This window comes from Paenibacillus alkalitolerans (assembly GCF_016482785.1).
GTDB classification, from domain to species: Bacteria; Bacillota; Bacilli; order Paenibacillales; family YIM-B00363; genus Paenibacillus_AE; species Paenibacillus_AE alkalitolerans.
This window is the reverse complement of sequence record NZ_JAEMXM010000001.1, coordinates 646,949-664,116: the sequence shown is the minus strand read 5'-3', so window position 1 is coordinate 664,116 and position 17,168 is coordinate 646,949. Positions and strand designations below refer to the sequence as shown.

General features: G+C 51.3%; 12 protein-coding genes. All 12 read left to right on the top strand.

Annotated features, from left to right (window positions below; all coding sequences use genetic code 11):
• The first annotated feature begins 5 nt into the window (after nucleotides 1-5).
• The 12 genes from JET16_RS02785 (at nucleotide 6) to JET16_RS02730 (ending at nucleotide 17,158) form a co-directional block, all read left to right on the top strand.
• Complete coding sequence (locus JET16_RS02785; protein ID WP_199614055.1) at nucleotides 6-2,138, top strand: YIP1 family protein; 2,133 nt, start codon at nucleotides 6-8, stop codon at nucleotides 2,136-2,138.
• Nucleotides 2,135-4,399 (top strand): DUF5696 domain-containing protein, encoded by a 2,265-nt coding sequence (locus JET16_RS02780; RefSeq protein ID WP_199614054.1) that lies wholly within the window; start codon nucleotides 2,135-2,137, stop codon nucleotides 4,397-4,399. The genes JET16_RS02785 and JET16_RS02780 overlap by 4 nt, the downstream gene beginning before the upstream one ends.
• Entirely contained in the window at nucleotides 4,396-5,262 is an 867-nt protein-coding gene (locus JET16_RS02775; RefSeq protein WP_199614053.1) for a carbohydrate ABC transporter permease, read from the top strand. Before JET16_RS02780 ends, JET16_RS02775 begins: the two co-directional genes overlap by 4 nt.
• 83 nt (nucleotides 5,263-5,345) lie before the next feature.
• Nucleotides 5,346-6,260, top strand: coding sequence for a carbohydrate ABC transporter permease (locus JET16_RS02770; protein ID WP_199614278.1), 915 nt, complete (start codon nucleotides 5,346-5,348; stop codon nucleotides 6,258-6,260).
• Between the two features lie 33 nt (nucleotides 6,261-6,293).
• Nucleotides 6,294-7,001 (top strand): ABC transporter ATP-binding protein, encoded by a 708-nt coding sequence (locus JET16_RS02765; protein WP_199614052.1) that lies wholly within the window; start codon nucleotides 6,294-6,296, stop codon nucleotides 6,999-7,001.
• The gene (locus tag JET16_RS02760; protein ID WP_233530948.1) at nucleotides 6,985-8,016 is read left to right on the top strand and encodes an efflux RND transporter periplasmic adaptor subunit; all 1,032 of its coding nucleotides are present in this window, start codon (nucleotides 6,985-6,987) and stop codon (nucleotides 8,014-8,016) included. The genes JET16_RS02765 and JET16_RS02760 overlap by 17 nt, the downstream gene beginning before the upstream one ends.
• 7 nt (nucleotides 8,017-8,023) lie before the next feature.
• The gene (locus JET16_RS02755; protein ID WP_233530947.1) at nucleotides 8,024-10,915 is read left to right on the top strand and encodes an ABC transporter permease; all 2,892 of its coding nucleotides are present in this window, start codon (nucleotides 8,024-8,026) and stop codon (nucleotides 10,913-10,915) included.
• 1 nt (nucleotide 10,916) lies between these two features.
• Entirely contained in the window at nucleotides 10,917-11,801 is an 885-nt protein-coding gene (locus JET16_RS02750) for an ABC transporter ATP-binding protein (protein ID WP_199614050.1), read from the top strand.
• A gap of 18 nt (nucleotides 11,802-11,819) precedes the next feature.
• Nucleotides 11,820-12,521 carry a hypothetical protein gene (locus JET16_RS02745; RefSeq protein ID WP_199614049.1) on the top strand — a complete coding sequence of 234 codons (702 nt, stop codon included), beginning with the start codon at nucleotides 11,820-11,822 and terminating at the stop codon, nucleotides 12,519-12,521.
• Nucleotides 12,522-12,639: 118 nt separating this feature from the next.
• Nucleotides 12,640-14,040 carry an ABC transporter substrate-binding protein gene (locus JET16_RS02740; protein WP_199614048.1) on the top strand — a complete coding sequence of 467 codons (1,401 nt, stop codon included), beginning with the start codon at nucleotides 12,640-12,642 and terminating at the stop codon, nucleotides 14,038-14,040.
• 211 nt (nucleotides 14,041-14,251) lie between these two features.
• Entirely contained in the window at nucleotides 14,252-15,682 is a 1,431-nt protein-coding gene (locus JET16_RS02735) for a DUF5060 domain-containing protein (protein ID WP_199614047.1), read from the top strand.
• 36 nt (nucleotides 15,683-15,718) lie between these two features.
• The gene (locus JET16_RS02730; protein WP_199614046.1) at nucleotides 15,719-17,158 is read left to right on the top strand and encodes a DUF5605 domain-containing protein; all 1,440 of its coding nucleotides are present in this window, start codon (nucleotides 15,719-15,721) and stop codon (nucleotides 17,156-17,158) included.
• Nucleotides 17,159-17,168 lie beyond the last annotated feature (10 nt).

Below are 17,168 nucleotides of genomic sequence, written 5' to 3'. Positions count from 1 at the left end.
TACGCATGAAATATAAGCGAAGCGGGTGGCGCCTGATCTTATCCCTGATCATTGTTTGCACCGCAATGCTGCCGGCGCCTGCTTCCGCGGAAGTAAAATATTCGACGTTTACGAGGAACAGCTACGGCAATCTTGTATGGCTTCAACCCGCTTATTTTCCCGTAGGCGTTATCGGAGCGGATCTGTACGTGACCGATCCGAACAATCCCGGCGACAGAACGGTATCGTCTTTGAAGGAGCCGAAAGATATATTCATCGATGAGAGAGACGAAATTTATATTGCCGATACGGGGAATAACCGGATCGTACATTTGTCTGCGGACGGCACATTCATACGGTACATAACCGTACCCGACAATCCGCTCAATAAGCCGGAAGGCGTATACGTTACCGCGGACGGCGATATTTTCATCGCGGACACCGGCAACAAAAGAGTGATCCGGCTCGGCAAAGACGGAAATGTGAAAAAACTATACGAACGTCCGGATTCCAAATTTATTTCCGATTCGTTCGTGTTCACCCCCGTGAAGTTGATTGTAGATAAACGGGGTTTTCTATACGTCGCGTCGCAGGGAAGTTACGAGGGTTTGCTTGTGCTCGACCCGGAAGGCCGTTTTCAAGGGTTTTTCGGCACGAATCAGACGGTGCTGACGCCGCTGGAAGCATTGAAGAAATGGCTGTATACCGATGTGATGTACTCCAAGGAAGTTCTGAAAAGACCGGAAACGATCAACAGCCTTTCCACGGATGAAAACGGTTTTATATATACGGTAACCGGCGGGTCCGCCAAAAGCAATCAACTCAAGAAATTAAATTCCCGCGGAGTCAACCTGCTCCGCAGCTCGCAAGGATCGTTCGGGGAGTACCGGGGGGTAGACGCCCGGACTACCGTCTTGAACACCGTGGCCAAGAGGCCGCAGCTGATCGATGTGGCCGTCGACCGCAACGGAAATATCGCGGTGGCCGACAAACAATTCAAGTACATCACCCATTACGATCCGAACGGAAACTTGATGTACTTCTGGGGGGGGCCGTCCGACTTCGGAACGTCGCAGGTAGGTTTGATGAAAAACCCCGTTGCGCTCGATTTCAATTCGAAGAACGAACTGTACGTTCTTGATGACCAGGAAAATATCGTGCAAAAATACCGCATGTCGGAATTCGCGCAGTTGGTTGACGAAGCGAACCAGTTGACCCTCTCGGGTTTTTATGAGGAAGGCGAACAATTGTGGCGCGAAGTGCTCCGGTTGAATCCGCAGTTCAACCCGGCGATCTTGGCATTGGCGCAAGCCGCATTCAAGAACGAGCAATACGAAGATGCTAAAAAATTGTTTCACGAAGCCGGCGATCAAGAGGGATATTCCGAAGCGTTCTGGCAAATCAGACTGCAATGGTTTCAGCGGTATTTTTCTTGGATCGCGAGTTTCGTTCTGATCGGCTTCATCCTGCTGCAGGTGCTTGACAAGTTAACGAAGAAGCACGGGTACCGCAGCAAATGGCGCAACAGGAGCGGATTGCGGCTCCCCTCGATCGTGCTGCATCTGAAACACGCACTCTATGTGTTAAGGCATCCGATCGACGGGTTTAGCGCCATTCGATACGAAGGCAAGGGCAGTTTTTGGAGCGCGATCCTGATATTGATCGTCGTGTATTTCTCCTTGTTGTTCCGTGAGTTTAATACCAGCTTCGTGTATAATAACGTGCTGCGAATCAATGTGTACACGATATTTACGCAATTTTTCATCGCATGGATCGCCTGGGTCATCGCCAATCATCTGGTGAGCTCAATCTACCGGGGGGAAGGGCGTCTGAGAGATATTTTCATCGGCAGCGCTTACGCGATGGTTCCTTATTGCGTCGTAGGCATTCCGCTGGCGATCGTTTCGAACGTGATGACGCTGTCCGAAACGTCCATTTATGAGTTTGTCGATCAAGGCATGGTCATATGGATAGCGCTGCTCATGTTCTGGAAAGTTCAGTTTATTCATAACTACAGCGTCGGGGAGACGTTAATGAATATTATCCTGACGCTCGCTACGATGCTGGTTCTAGGCCTGCTCATATTCATCATGACCGGTTTGACCAGAGATTTGATTTCGTTCGCCCTTGAAGTGATGCGGGAGGTGACTTTGCGATGACGTGGATAAAACAGCTTCATAGAATCAACATACGCGCCGCAACCGTCACCGTCATCATCGTTGCCGCTGTCGTATATATGGCGGCCAACGTGAAAATCGAATGGCGCGCCTCGGAGGCGACGGCAACAATACCGGAGCAACCGTCGGAGCCGTCGGCGGCCTCCCGCGCCGAAACCGTCGATTTGCCCGGCGAAAGCAAGTTTCAGCTGGTTGCGGAAACTGACGTTTTGCGCTTGAAAGCGGATTCGTCGACCGGTCATTTCATTGTAGAAGACAAGCGAAACGGAAACGTGTACCGCTCGTACCCGGATCCGAAATATTGGGACAAGGAACAGGTTTCGAAAGTATGGAAGCAGCATCTGTCCTCGCCGTTGATGCTGCAGTATGTCGATTTTTCGAAGCCGATCCTGCAGCCGAAGGAAACGAGCTTATCCGCGGCAGGCGGCGCGGTCAACGGTATGCGGACGATTCCCGGCGGCTTTGAGCTGACGTTCGAGATGCCCGAGTTGGGGTTCACCGTTCCGGTGCGGGTGAAAATCGATAGTGATTTCGTGGAGACGACAATTGTACGGGAGGGCATCAAAGAAAAGGACTTGGGGCTCATCTGGGCGCGGTTGTATCCTTTCTTCGGCGCCGAATACACCGAAGAGGACGCGAACGGATACCTGTTCATTCCCGACGGTCCCGGAGCGCTGATCCGTTTCAAAGACAACAGGCTGAACGTGAACAAAATATACGATGAACGGGTTTATGGCAGAGACATGACGTTCCCCGGTCTGATCAATAACCGCAACCCGGTGAGCATGCCCGTCTTCGGAATGAAGTCGGGATCCAAAGGGTTTCTTGCCGTTCTTCATGACGGCGAGGAATACGCCAATGTCATTGCATCTCCCGCGGGAGTGTTCAGCAATTACAACTGGATTGCGTCCCAGACGAATTTCCGCGCCAGCTTCATTCAGTTTGCGAGAAGGAACGACCCGGTCGAATGGGGGTTTATTTCCTATAACGAAGACGAGTTGTTCGGCAGCGACCGCATCACCCGTTACTACATCCTCGACCGCGGCAAAACGGATTATGTCGGCATGGCCTCAAGATACCGCCAATATTTGATGGAAGAAAAAGGATTGAATCGGTTGGAACCCGGAAATGAGGATATCCCTCTTTATGTTTCCGTCATTGGCGGGGACCGCGAGCGGGGAACGTTATCCGATCTCTATATTAAGGGAACATCGACCTCTGAAGCGGAGAAAATGATCGGGTCGATGCACGCCGGAGGAATCCGCAATATGGCCGTTACCTATATCGGGTGGCAGCAGGGAGGCGCGAGCTCATACGGCGCGACGTTCCCGGTGGATTCGCGCATCGGCGGTTACGACGGGATGAAGCGATTTGTGGACTATGCGCACAGTCTCGGGTACAAGGTTTATTTGGACACCGAATACGGCATCAACAACACCGGCGCCAACGGATTCCGAGAGGAATTTCACGCCGTCGTCAATTTGGCCGGACATACCTTGGGAGGAAACGGTTTCTCGGTAGTCAGCGACAAATATGTCGAACAAATGTTGAATGCCGATTTGCAGGAATTCAAGGGGTTGCGCGTCGATGGCCTATCCGTCACCGGAATCGGCGGTAACTTGTTCAGCGATTACAATACGAAATACGGATCTTCCAGGCATGAGGGAAGAGACGTTCAAGAGCGGATTCTGCAAACGATCAAAGAAGAATTGGGCGGAGTGATCGGAAGAAATTCGAACTTTTACGCTTTGCCTTATATCGGCACGATACAAAACATGGCTCCGGATTACTCCTACGACTTGTTCTCGGACGAAGCGGTTCCGTTCGCGCAAATCGCGACGCACGGGTTGATTACGTACACATTTCATTATGCGAACAACCGGGATGAAAATGTGAACGACTTCTTGCGCGAGATCGAATACGGCGCGGCACCGGCATACGTGTTTACCGCCGCGGAGACGAAAGAATTCATCAATTCGTACAGCATCGGTTTTTACAGCACCAACTATGACGATTGGGCGTCGTACGTTACGAAGGAGTACGAACGGTTCAACGAGGCGCTCGGCGACGTGCAAAACCAATTTATCGTCAATCACAGGACGCTGGCCGACAAAGTGAAGGAAACCGTCTATGCCAACGGAAAAAGAATCATCGTCAATTACAATACGCGGCCTTACAGTAACGGCGATATTCAAGTGCCGGCGCAAAACTTCATCGTCATTCCGGGAGGTTCCAGCCGATGATCAATAAACTCAGGTTACGGTCGTCATTGATTGATTATATGGAAGGCGCCATATTTATCGCTCCTTGGTTTATCGGCTTTTTGGCGTTTATGGCGTTTCCGATCGGATTTTCGTTCTTTATGAGCTTCCGGAAAGTCCAAATCGTTGCAACGGGCATGACAAGTTACGATGTAGGGTTGGACAACTACAAATATATTTTGTTGGAGGACGGCAGCCAATTGTACAACGAACTGATACCGTTCCTGCAGCAGACGCTGTTCATGATCCCGATCATCGTTATCTTCGCCCTGCTCATCGCCATTATCCTGAATCAGAAGTTTGCCGGACGCTCCCTGTTTCGCGCGATTTTCTTCCTTCCCGTCATCTTATCGACGGGCGAGGTTGTGAAGGAGTTTCTTACGCAAGGCGAGGGCGATCTCGGCTTTATGTCCAGGTACAACGTTTCGGACCTCATCAGCGCGAATCTGTCTTCCGCGTGGGCGACGCCGCTCATCTGGATTCTGAATTCGTTCGTGCTCATTTTATGGTATTCGGGGGTGCAAATCTTAATCTTTCTCGGAGGACGGCAGACGATATCCAACTCGGCATACGAAGCAGCGCGAATCGACGGCGCCGGCCCGTGGACCACATTCTGGAAAATTACGCTTCCGGCCATGATGCCGTTTATTTTCCTCAATATGATATACACGGTCGTCGACCTGTTCACGTTCCCCACGAATCCGATCGTGGCGAAGGTAAGGGACAGCGAATACGGGCAGTTCAGCGCCCTTATTTGGATTTACTTCGTTATCATCAGCGTGTTTCTGGCCATAATTTTCTTCCTCTTTCACAGGACGATGAAGTCGCATAAACAGGCTGTTTAGAAAGTCGATAAGGGGTGATAGGCGTGAATAGGTTTCTGACCAACATCAGAGTGCGGACGAAACAGTTTGACCCATCCGCATTCATGGAATGGGTGATGAAAGTACGGTATGCGGTCATCGGCAGGGAAGCGGACAAAGGGCTGTTGTTCAAGCTTTTCATCTACGTCATATTGCTCGATGCCGCTTACATTTATTTGAAGCCGATATTCCGCATGCTTTCGTTAATGATCCAGAACGGAAACGATTTATTGGATCCGGCCGTGAACTGGGTCCCAAGAGTGATCTATATGGGACACCTGCAGGAGGTATGGGAGTGGCTCGAATATCCGAAAGCGTTTGGGATGAGCTTGCTGCTTTCCTGTTCGGTGGCTTTGTTTCAAACGTTTTCGTGCGCGATTGCCGGCTATGCATTTGCCAGGCTCAAGGTTCCGTTCAAATCATTGTTGTTCTTCTGCTTGCTCGTGTCGTTTATCGTGCCGCTGCAGCTTACGATTTTACCGAATCTGATTTTTGCCAGAGTGCTCGGCGTACTCAATACGGTGATACCGATCATCGTGCCGGCGATGTTCGGTCTCGGATTGAAAGGCGCGTTGTTCGTCATCATTTACAGGCAGTTTTTTTCCACACAGCCGAAAGAACTGGAAGAGGCGGCGAAAATCGACGGCGCGAGCGTATTCAAAGTGTTCTTTAAAGTGATGATGCCGCTCGCCAAACCTGCGATTCTAGTCGTATTTCTGTTTTCCTTCGTTTGGACATGGAACGATTTCTATCTGCCGAGCATGTATTTGACGGATCTGGATATAAAGCCGCTGTCCATGGGAATTTCGCAAATCGCTTCAGTCATGCGCGCCGAGGCCGAATCGGGCGGACCGTCCATTTATACCGAACCGCTCAGTATGGCGACGACATTCATGATGATCGTTCCGCCGATACTATTGTACTTTTTCGCCCAACGCTGGTTCATTGAAGGCGTGGAAAGAACCGGATTGGTCGAATAAAGGATTAATTCCCGGTAAGAAGGGGGCCGAAACATGAGCGTAGCGGAGCAACCGCAACATCTCGAACCGCTTGTGCGGGCGGAAGGGGTTACCAGGGTGTTCGGGCGCGGTACGGAAGCGGTTTACGCCTTAAAGGGAGTGAGCTTGTTTATTCCTCCAAAGAAGCTGGTCGCTCTCAGAGGACGTTCGGGCTCGGGAAAGACGACGTTGATCAATATATTGGGAGCGCTTGACCGGCCGACCGAAGGAGCGGTGTATTTCAAAGGTACGGAAATAAGCGGGCTGCCCGAGAAAAGACGCAACGAACTGCGCCGCAAAGAAATCGGTTTAATCTTTCAATCATTCGGACTTGTTTCGCTGATGTCGGCTTATGAAAATGTGGAATTCGGCCTGCGTGTCGCCGGAATTCCGGCTTCCCGCTGCCCGAAGTATGCGCGCTCTGCGCTGGAAATGGTCGGTTTAAAGGGAAGAATGGACCACCGGCCGTTCGAAATGTCCGGAGGTGAACAGCAGAGGGTCGCTATTGCGAGAGCGATCGCCCATAAGCCGTCGGTCATATTGGCGGACGAACCGACGGCCGAGCTAGACAGCAAGACGGGTCTTCAAGTGTTAAAGGTGTTCAGGGATCTCGTTCAACAGGAAGGGATAACTATTATATTGACATCGCATGATCCCGCAATCATGGAAATCGTCGATCACGTTTATACATTGGAGGATGGCGAGATTGTCAAAGAAGACTGATATGTTTCGTATGCCGGCGATCGGCGTCTGTTTCGCGACTGCGCTTGCCGGCTGCTCCCTTCTGCCTGTTGAAGAGCAGGAGCTGCAGCCGCCGCTTGTAAAACCTGTACAGCAAAACATCTCCACCGCCGAAGTGAAACGCGGCACGATCGTGAAACAAATCGTCGGCGACGCAACCTTTCAATCGGACAAGATGGAATACTTGTATTTTACGGAATCGGGCGGAACGTTTACAGGAATGAATGTGAAATTGGGGGACAAGGTGAAGACCGGCGACGTGTTGGCGTCCATCGAAACGAGCGGTCTTGATTCGGAAATAGAGCTGCAAGAAATCAATATTGAAAAAATAAAGATTTCGCTGGAACAGGAAAAAGCCGGCAAAGAACCAGGCGATCCATCGATCCGGTTGAAAATGCTCGATCTGAAGAGTGCCGAAATCCGAATGAATTCGTTGATGGAACGGCTCGAAAAATCGCGGTTGACGGCAAGCGTGGACGGAATGGTTACGTATCTCGACAAAATTAAGCCCGGGGATAAAGTTTCGGCTTACAAAGAATTGATCACGATATCCGACCCGACTGCGCTGAAGCTCGTATACACGGCGGGAAATCGCGTCGATCTGGCGGGCGTGTCGGTCAACATGGAGGTCGGCGTGAAAATCAACGGCCAGACTTATAAGGGCAAGGTCGTTCAAACGCCGATGACGGCGCCTCCGAGCGACGACAAGGACATTGAGGATCGAAACTCCAGATCGATTATCATCGATGTGCCGAACGCTCCCAAAGATGCCGGGATCGGCACTCACGCCGAAATAACGATCGTGACGGACAAAAGGGAAAATGTTCTAATCATCCCGAGATCCGCTCTGCGCACATACTTGGACCGGGATTTCGTGCAGGTTCTCGAGGGCGAGAGCCGTAAAGAAATCGACGTGGAGAAAGGAATCGTCACATCGACGGAGGTTGAGATACGGCAAGGACTGCAGGAAGGGCAAACGGTGATTTTGAACTATTAGGGGGGCAATGAATTTGGCGTTATTGATTATGATCCTCCGCAAAATGATCAAAAACAAATGGCTGGAGCTCAGCCTGTTGTTCGGACTCGTGTTGACCGTCGCCTTGACGAGCAGCTTGCCGATATATACCAACGCCATTCTGCACCGGTTATTGATTAAAGAGCTTCAAAATTTGCAAATCAACACGAACCAGTATCCGGGCACCTATTGGTTATCGGCCGGCCTTTCTTCGAACAAGCCGCAAGACAGCGATGTAATGGCCGCGGACGAATATTTGCGCAATGCCGGCGGCAAATTCGGCATCCCGGTGCAATATTTCGTACGCGAGAGGGTGACCGACAAATACAGCTTCGCACCGGCAAATACGGAGAAAGTCGATATAGACAACATGGTGTGGGCCGACTTCACGGCTATCAGCGATATTGAACGGCAAGTCCGGCTTGCGGACGGCCGTCTTCCCGCCAAAGAGCCGGTTGACGGCGTGTATGAAGCGCTTGTCGTTCCGGAAGCGTTGACGCAATTCAAGATGGTGCTCGGCAGCGTATTCACAATCCGGGACGACAACGTTAAGGAAACTATCCGTGTAAAACCCGTCGGGGTCATAGAACCGAACGATTATTCGGATTTGTACTGGTACAACCATCCGGGAAGCTACAAAAACAGTTTTCTGCTGGATTTTGATTTGTTTAATAAAGAATTTGTTCAAGGCGGGAAGCTGCCGGTCAAGTCGGGATATTGGTACTTCGCCCTCGATTATTCGAAGATGACGCTGTCGTCCATAAGCGGATTTCTTGGGGCGGACCGGATGATCGGCAAATATATGAACGAGAAATTCGACGGTACCGGTTCGAACGTTCCCGCGTTGAATACGCTGGGCGTCTATTTCCAGAAGGAAGCGAAGCTGCGTATTCTACTCTGGTCGCTGCACGTGCCGATCATGCTGATGCTCGCGTTCTACCTGTATATGGTGGCCAACCTGATCACGGAACGGCAGAAGACGGAAATCGCCGTATTGCGCAGCCGCGGCGCAAGCCGCTGGCAAATAATCGCGAGCTACGCGGCGGAAGGTTCCGTGCTCGGCGCCATCGCTTTTGCCTCCGGACCGTATTTGGGTGTGCTGTTGACGAAGATGCTGGGCGCTTCCAGCGGGTTTCTCGAGTTTGTGCAGCGCGCTAAAGTGGAAGCTGCGGTAAACCGGGAAGCGTTCGAATATGCGCTAATTGCCGTCGTCTTCTCATTGCTGATGACGTTGATTCCGGTATTTCTCGCAACGAGAGTTACGATTGTCGGGAGAAAGCAGCAGATGGCAAGGCTGCAAAAACTATCATTCTGGCACAAATATTTTTTCGACGTCATTTTGATAGCCATCGCACTATACGGGCTGCAAAACTATCAATCCCGCGTTAAAAATATGCTGTCTTTCGGTTTCAGCTCGGCCGATATCCGGATCGATCCGCTTCTGTTTCTCATTCCGTCGTTTTTTATATTGGGTGCGGCTTTATTTCTGCTTAGGTGGTATCCGTTGTTCATCCGGATCGTGCATCGGCTCGGCAGGCGTTGGTGGACGCCGTCTTTGTCTTCCGCATTGATCCAGATCGGCCGTTCTTCATCCCAATACCAGTTCATCATGGTGTTTATGATCGTCACGATCGCCACCGGCATATTCGGCGCGAGCGCAAACCGTACGATCAATAAAAATGTGGAAGACAAAATCTATTACGACATCGGAACCGACATCAGGATGCAAATCTATTGGGAGAACGACGCGCCGCCGGTCATATTGGCGGGCGCTTCAGACGAGGAGGGGCAGGGCGGTCGGGAGGAAGCTGCCATGCCTGCCGTACCGAAAAGAACGCAATATTCAGAACCGTCATTCCTGCCGTTCACGCAAATTCCGGGTGTAAGCCACGCTTCGAAAGTGTTTCTGAAGGACGAAGCGGTCCTTTATGAAGGGGATTCCGTCAAAGACGAAGTTCAGTTGATGGGGATCGAAACATACGATTTCGGTCAAACCGCCTGGATGCGAAGCCGCTTGCTCGATCATCCGTTCAACGGATATTTGAATCTCATCGCGTCGAATTCATCCGCCGTACTTGTATCCAAATCGATGGCGGCGGAAAACAATATCAAGCCGGGAGACACGATAAGCCTCGGTTGGTCCGGTACGGACAAGGTGGATTTTATCGTTTACGCGGTGATCGATTATTGGCCGTCCTGGAATCCGGCGCCGGACGATTTGTCGTTAATAAACGGCGATTCGGAGAAGGTTAAGAGACCGAAGCTCGTTGTCGGAAATTTGCCTTACATCCAGAACAACCTTGCACTCGAACCTTACGAAGTATGGTTGAAATTGAAGCCGGAAGCAAGCAGTCAGGAAGTATACGATGCGGTGTCGGATAAAGGTTACGATGTCCTCTCGGTGAAAAACGCCCGGCAGGAGCTGATCAAATCGATCAACGACCCGTTCATACTGGCTATCAACGGCGTCATGACGCTCGATTTTATTATTTCGATATTTATTACGTTTGTCGGATTTCTGTTGTATTGGATCATATCGCTGCACGCGCGCACGCTTCAATTCGGTATATTTCGCGCGATGGGCATCTCATTCCCCAAACTGATCGCCATGCTCGTCGGAGAGCAAATATTGATATCGGCCGCTTCGATCGTGATAGGCATCTATACCGGAAATATTACGAGCCGGTTATTTGTGCCCTTGTTCGAAATGTCGTTCGATGCGAAAACGCAAATTTTGCCGTTCAAGGTTACCTTCGACCAGGACGATTATTTGAGCCTGTATATGATTGTAACTGCAATGCTTGCGGTCGGATTGATCATTCTCGGTTATGTCGTGTCCCGCATTAAAATCCATCAGGCTGTCAAGCTGGGGGAGGATTAAGTTGATCCATTGCGAGGGTCTGGTAAAGGTTTATAAGATCGCGGATTTGGAAGTCGTAGCTTTGCAGGGGCTGGATATGCACGTCGAAGAAGGGGAGCTGATGGCGATCATCGGCAACAGCGGAAGCGGCAAATCGACTCTGCTCAACATGCTTGGAGGGCTCGACCGTCCCACTGCCGGACATTTGACCGTCGACGGGAAAGATCTGTTGAAGATGTCGGAAAGCGATCTGGTGAAATACAAGAGGGAGACTGTCGGCTTCATCTGGCAAAATAGCGCCAGGAACCTGATCCCCTATTTGACGGCGCAGGAAAACGTGGAGCTTCCGATTTTGCTCCAAGGGCGGCGCAAGCGGCAGCGGGCGCTCGAATTGCTGGAAGCGGTCGGATTGAGCCATCGGCGGAAAAACCGGTTGAACCAATTGTCCGGCGGCGAGCAGCAGCGGGTGGCCATCGCCATTGCGCTGGCCAATCATCCGAAGCTGCTGCTTGCCGACGAACCGACCGGATCGGTGGATACGAAGATGGCGAACCGGATTCTCGATTTGTTCCGGGAATTAACCCGGAATTTCGGGCTGACGGTCGTTGTCGTCACGCACGATCCGCAATTGGCTAAAAAAGTCGACCGCGTAGTGGCGATCCGCGACGGCAAGGCGGCATCGGAAATTGTCCGCCGTAAAACGTACGCTCAAGAGCTGCTTGAGCTGGAGCAAGGCATGCAGAACAAAGAAGAAGAGTCTTTCATCGAATACGCCGTGATGGACAAAGCGGGGCGTCTGCAAATCCCCCAAAGCTATCTGGACGAAATCGGGGCGAAAAACACGAACCGGATGCAAGTTTCGCTCGAAGACGGGAAAATCGTGCTGACGCCGCCGAAAAATTTTTAAAACCGAGGAGTGTTTGTAATGAAAAAAGTTTTGCTCGTAATAGCCGTTGTCATTGCGATGGCGGCCATCGCTGCATGCCAGCCGTCAAAGACGGAGCCGACTGTGAAGCTGGAGGGCAAGAAGCTGCTGTATGTCGAGAAGGCGAGCAGCGGCGGCGATTTTCTAACCGTCTCCCGCATAAAGAAGATGGGATTTGAAGTGACGGAAATATTTGACGGAGAATTTACGACCGAATCGGCGGACGGTTTCGACGTGGTGTTCGTCAGTTCTTCCATCAGCTCCGGCAAAGTCGGCACCAAGCTCTACAATTCTCCCGTTCCGGTCGTATACGCCGAACCGCAAAATATTAGCGATATCGATTTGGCCGGGTGGGACGACACCGTCGATAATGGGACGGTTAACGGAAAAACAATCAAGATCAAAGACGCCAACCATCCGCTCGCGGCCGGTTTGAACGGAAACATTGACGTGTATAAATCGGAAGGGGCGATCGGCTTTGCGATTCCGGGCGGCGAAGCCCAAATTATCGCAACGGCTTCGGACGACGAGAAAAAAGCGGTTCTCTTCGCATTGGAAAAGGGCGGGAAAAACTTGAACAACCATCCGGTACCCGCGCGCCAAGTGTTTATATATCTAGATCCGGACAATGTCGTATATCATACGGACGACGGTTGGAAGCTTCTCGAAGCGGCCCTGACGTGGGCCGTATCGGGAAATTGAGGCAATAAACCTATAAATGAGGAATGCCACCCTAATCATAAGTTGTTTCGCTTGTAGTAAGATTTCCTTGAAAACGGTTACCGTTACTGAAAATGACTAGGGGAGGTTCTTGCAAAACATGAAAAAATTATTTCTTGCGGCGATTGCGATCGCCTTGGTGATCGTCGGTTCCACCGGCTGCTTTGGCGGAGACGCCGCGCCGCCCGGTACCGAAGCAACCGATAACAATCCCGACGGCAGCTCAGCCGAAGCTTCGGAAAACACTTCGGAAGGGGGCAATACAGACACCACGGTCAACAGAACGTCGGACAACGTGCTGTTCTTCTATACGGCACAGAATAAGATCTATGAAGAAGAAGAAAATTTCGAAAAATTGATCGGGCAATATATCCGGAAGAAGTTCCCCGACATCCAAATCAAGCATGTCCACTGGAACGACGGTACCCGTTATGAGGACCTGATCGCGAAAGGTACGATCCCGGATATCGTATTGGAGCAGGTGCGCCGCAACACGACAAGGATGATTGTCAGATTCGGAATGGAATACGACATGTCCGACCTGATTAAAAAGTACAATTTCGATACCGGCGCTTTGGATCCCGCCATGCTGGGAGTTTCCAAATTGGCTTCGGACGGAAAATTGTATTCGCTGCCGTTCGAAAACGACGAATTCGTGCTCGTGTACAATAAGGACATATTCGATAAGTACGGTCAAGATTACCCGCACGTCGGCATGACGTACGAAGAAGCGTACGAACTGGCCAAAACGATGACGCGCCAAGACGGCGATGTCACTTATAAAGGCTGGCAGCAGCACCCGAGCCATTACATGATGTACAACCAGCTTTCGGAGCCGGCGCTCGATCCCAACGATGACAAGGCATCGTTGACGACCGACACGTGGGTCAAAATCGTGGATAACATGAGACGGTTTTATGAAATTCCCGGCAACCAGTTCACCTCGACTTCGGAATTCCCGAGAGGAAGAATGGCGGTTTCCGTCGACACGCTGGAGAACGTTACGAAATGGTCCCGCGAATACCCCGATCTGAATTTTTCGTTCGGAGCGGTGCCCGTATTCCCGGAGGCGCCGAACTCGAAGTATATGCCGAACCTCAACGGATTGTTTATTACCAAACAATCGAACAAGAAGGATTTGGCGTTCCAAGTCATCTCTTATCTTCTGTCCGAAGAAGTGCAGATGGCCAGAGCGAAAGACGCGCTCATCGGCCCGATGATGAACGAAACGGTAGTTCAGGCTTTCGCGCAAAATGTGCCGGAATTGCAAGGAAAAGACGTCCAAAACGTATTCGCCTTGAAGCCTGCCGTTCCGAAAGCGCGCAAACCGGGTCTTACGTTCATCAATCCGAACGTATGGGGCGTATTCCAAAATCACATCTTCGAAGAATCCAAAGATACACCGACGGCGCTTCGGTTGATAGAAGAAGCAATGACCCAGCAAATCGATGAGACGATCCAGCTGAAAGAGGCCGGCGGCGATTGGTGGAAATATCAATAATGCAACACGGAACGCAAAAGGCCTCCTCGCTTGGGGCCTTTTCTTTTCTTCCGCTTGACGGACATGGCTTTAATGACACGATTCGCCTATACAATAAGCAATCATCACCTATAATCTCTCAAATTGAACCTTGTATAATGAATGAAACTAAGGGAACCAATAATTGGTATTTAGTATATAGGCTTTATACGGCGAGGAGTGACACCGACCGATGTCGACAGAGCGAAACAAGCGTGAAGTGGAACGATGGGGGATGTTCGAGCTTTGTCTGAACGGACCGGCGGATGGAAACCCGTTTCAGGCGGTTCATCTGTCAGCCAGCTTTCAATATAAGAATTTGCAGATTGAAGCGGACGGATTTTATGACGGGGACGGGAAATACCGCATCCGTTTCATGCCGGACCGGATAGGCACCTGGAGATATGAGACCAGAAGCAACCGAAACGAATTGAACGGCCTGCGCGGCGATTTCGCCTGTGTCGCGCCGTCCGACGGAAACCGCGGTCCCGTGAGGGTGAAAGGCGACCATCATTTCGCGTATGAGGACGGATCGCCCTATATGCCTTTCGGCACTACTTGCTATCATTGGACCCATGACGGCAACGAAGAGTTGGAAGAGCTGACGCTGCAGACATTGAAAGCTTCTCCTTTCAACAAAGTGAGAATGTGCATCCTTCCTACGCGCGACATGGCTCCGCCGATGTTCGCCTTTGCCGGAACGTGTCCGGAAGATGCGGATACGACGCGCTTTAATCCTGCATTCTTCGCCCGTCTGGAAAGAAGAATCAATGATCTGATGAACCTTGGAATCGAAGCGGATGTGATCTTGTTCCACCCCTACGACAAGGGCCATTGGGGTTTCGACAATATGGACTATGAGACCGACTGCTTTTATTTGCGATATTGTGTAGCCCGGCTGGCCGCTTTCCGCAATGTTTGGTGGTCGATGTCCAACGAATACGACTTCAACAAGTTCAAATCGGTTGAAGACTGGGACCGGCTGCTCCGGTTCGTGCAGCGCCGCGATCCGTATCAGCATCTCCTTTCGATCCATAATGGGACGAAGATGTACGAATCTTCATGGCTGTACGACTTTTCCAAGCCGTGGATCACGCACCAGAGCATTCAGCATTGGGATGCATCAATGACGACGCGGTGGCTGGACGAGGTCAAGAAGCCCGTCGTCATCGACGAAATCTCATATGAAGGCAACAGCTCCCGGAGATGGGGGAATATTTCCGGGGAGGAAATGACTCACCGGCTTTGGGAAGCGATGTCGGCCGGCGGGTATGCCGGACACGGCGAATCGTTCATCGACCGGGAGACGAGAGCGTGGATTTCATCAGGAGGGAAGCTGTACGGCGAAAGCATGGAGAGGATCGCCTTCATGCGCGGCATCTTCGAGCAAGGACCGGCCGACTGGATCAAAGCGCGGCAGGAAGGTACGTACATGCTGCTCTATTTCGGAAAACACCAGCATGCTTACAGTTATGTCGATCTTCCCGAGCATTCTTCTTATCGCATTGAAATCATCGATGCGTGGAACATGACGGTGAAGCCGGTGGAAGGGACGTTCCGGGGCAGAAGCAAAATCGATTTGCCCGGAACACCGTACATCGCTCTTCGCATCTGCAAGACATGAATAAACGCACATCCGTTTCGGGAGGGTGAGAAATCATTGATCGAGACTAAGCAAGCGGAACGTTGGGGTGTATTCGAACTGGCCTTGGAAGGACCGTCCGGCGGAAACCCGTTCGTCGACGTTCGGCTAAGCGCACAATTCAGGAAAGGTACGCAGCTGTTCGAAGTCGAGGGGTTTTACGACGGAAACTCGGTGTACCGGATCCGCTTTATGCCGCAAGAGGAAGGAATTTTCACATATCAAACGTCCAGCAGCTGCCCGGAATTGAACGGGATCGCGGGGGAATTTGTTTGCACGCCGCCATCGCCCGGCAACCGTGGACCTGTCACGGCCAAAGATTCCAGCCGTTTCCGGTATGCGGACGGAACACGCTATATCCCGATGGGCACCACTTGTTATGTTTGGCATCTTCAGAACGAGCGTCTTCAGGAACGAACGCTTGACACGTTGAAAAATTCGCCTTTCAACAAACTGCGAATGTGCGTGTTTCCGAAATCATACGAATTCAACGATGCCGAACCGAGCATTTATCCGTTCGTTACAACCCAGGAGGGGGTATTTGATCTTTCGCGCTTCAATCCTGAATATTTCTCACGCATGGAGAAGAGGATTCAAGATTTGTCGGCGCTCGGTATCGAAGCGGATATTATATTGTTTCACCCGTATGACGAAGGACGTTGGGGATTCGACCGGATGTCGGCCGAAGAAGACGAACGTTACGTTCGCTATGTGATCGCCCGGCTGGCCGCATTCCGGAACGTATGGTGGTCGCTCGCGAACGAATACGATTTGATGAAGGAAAAGAATACCGGGGACTGGGACAGTTTGTTCGGCATCGTGCAGGAATACGATCACGCCGGACATTTGCGTTCGATCCACAACTGCCGGACATTGTACGACTACGGAAAACCGTGGGTCACGCATGCGAGCATCCAATCCGCCGACGTCAGGATGATTTCGAAATGGACCCGGCATTACGGGAAACCGGTCATCGTCGACGAATGCGGTTACGAAGGGAATATCCATACCAGGTGGGGCAGCCTGACTCCGGAAGAGATGGTGCTCAGGATATGGGAAGGAATATTTCGCGGCGGTTATGTCACCCATGGAGAAACGTATCTGCATCCGGACGACGTGCTTTGGTGGTCGCATGGAGGAAAGCTTCACGGCCAGAGCGTTCCGAGAATCGAGTTTTTACGGAAGCTGATTGAAGAAGCGCCGGACGGGATCATGTACACCGGCAATCGGCTCGATGCTTCCACACTGGAGATCGCAGGCGAATATTATTTGCAATATTTCGGTCCGCATCGTTTCTTATACCGCGACTTTTCACTGCCCGAAGGGCGTTATAAAGTCGATGTGATCGATACGTGGAACATGACGGTCACCAACGCGGGACAATCGTTTGAAGGGAAGTTCCGGATCGATTTGCCCGCGAAACTATACTACGCTTTGCGAATTCAAAGGGTTTGCTGAACGCTGAAAC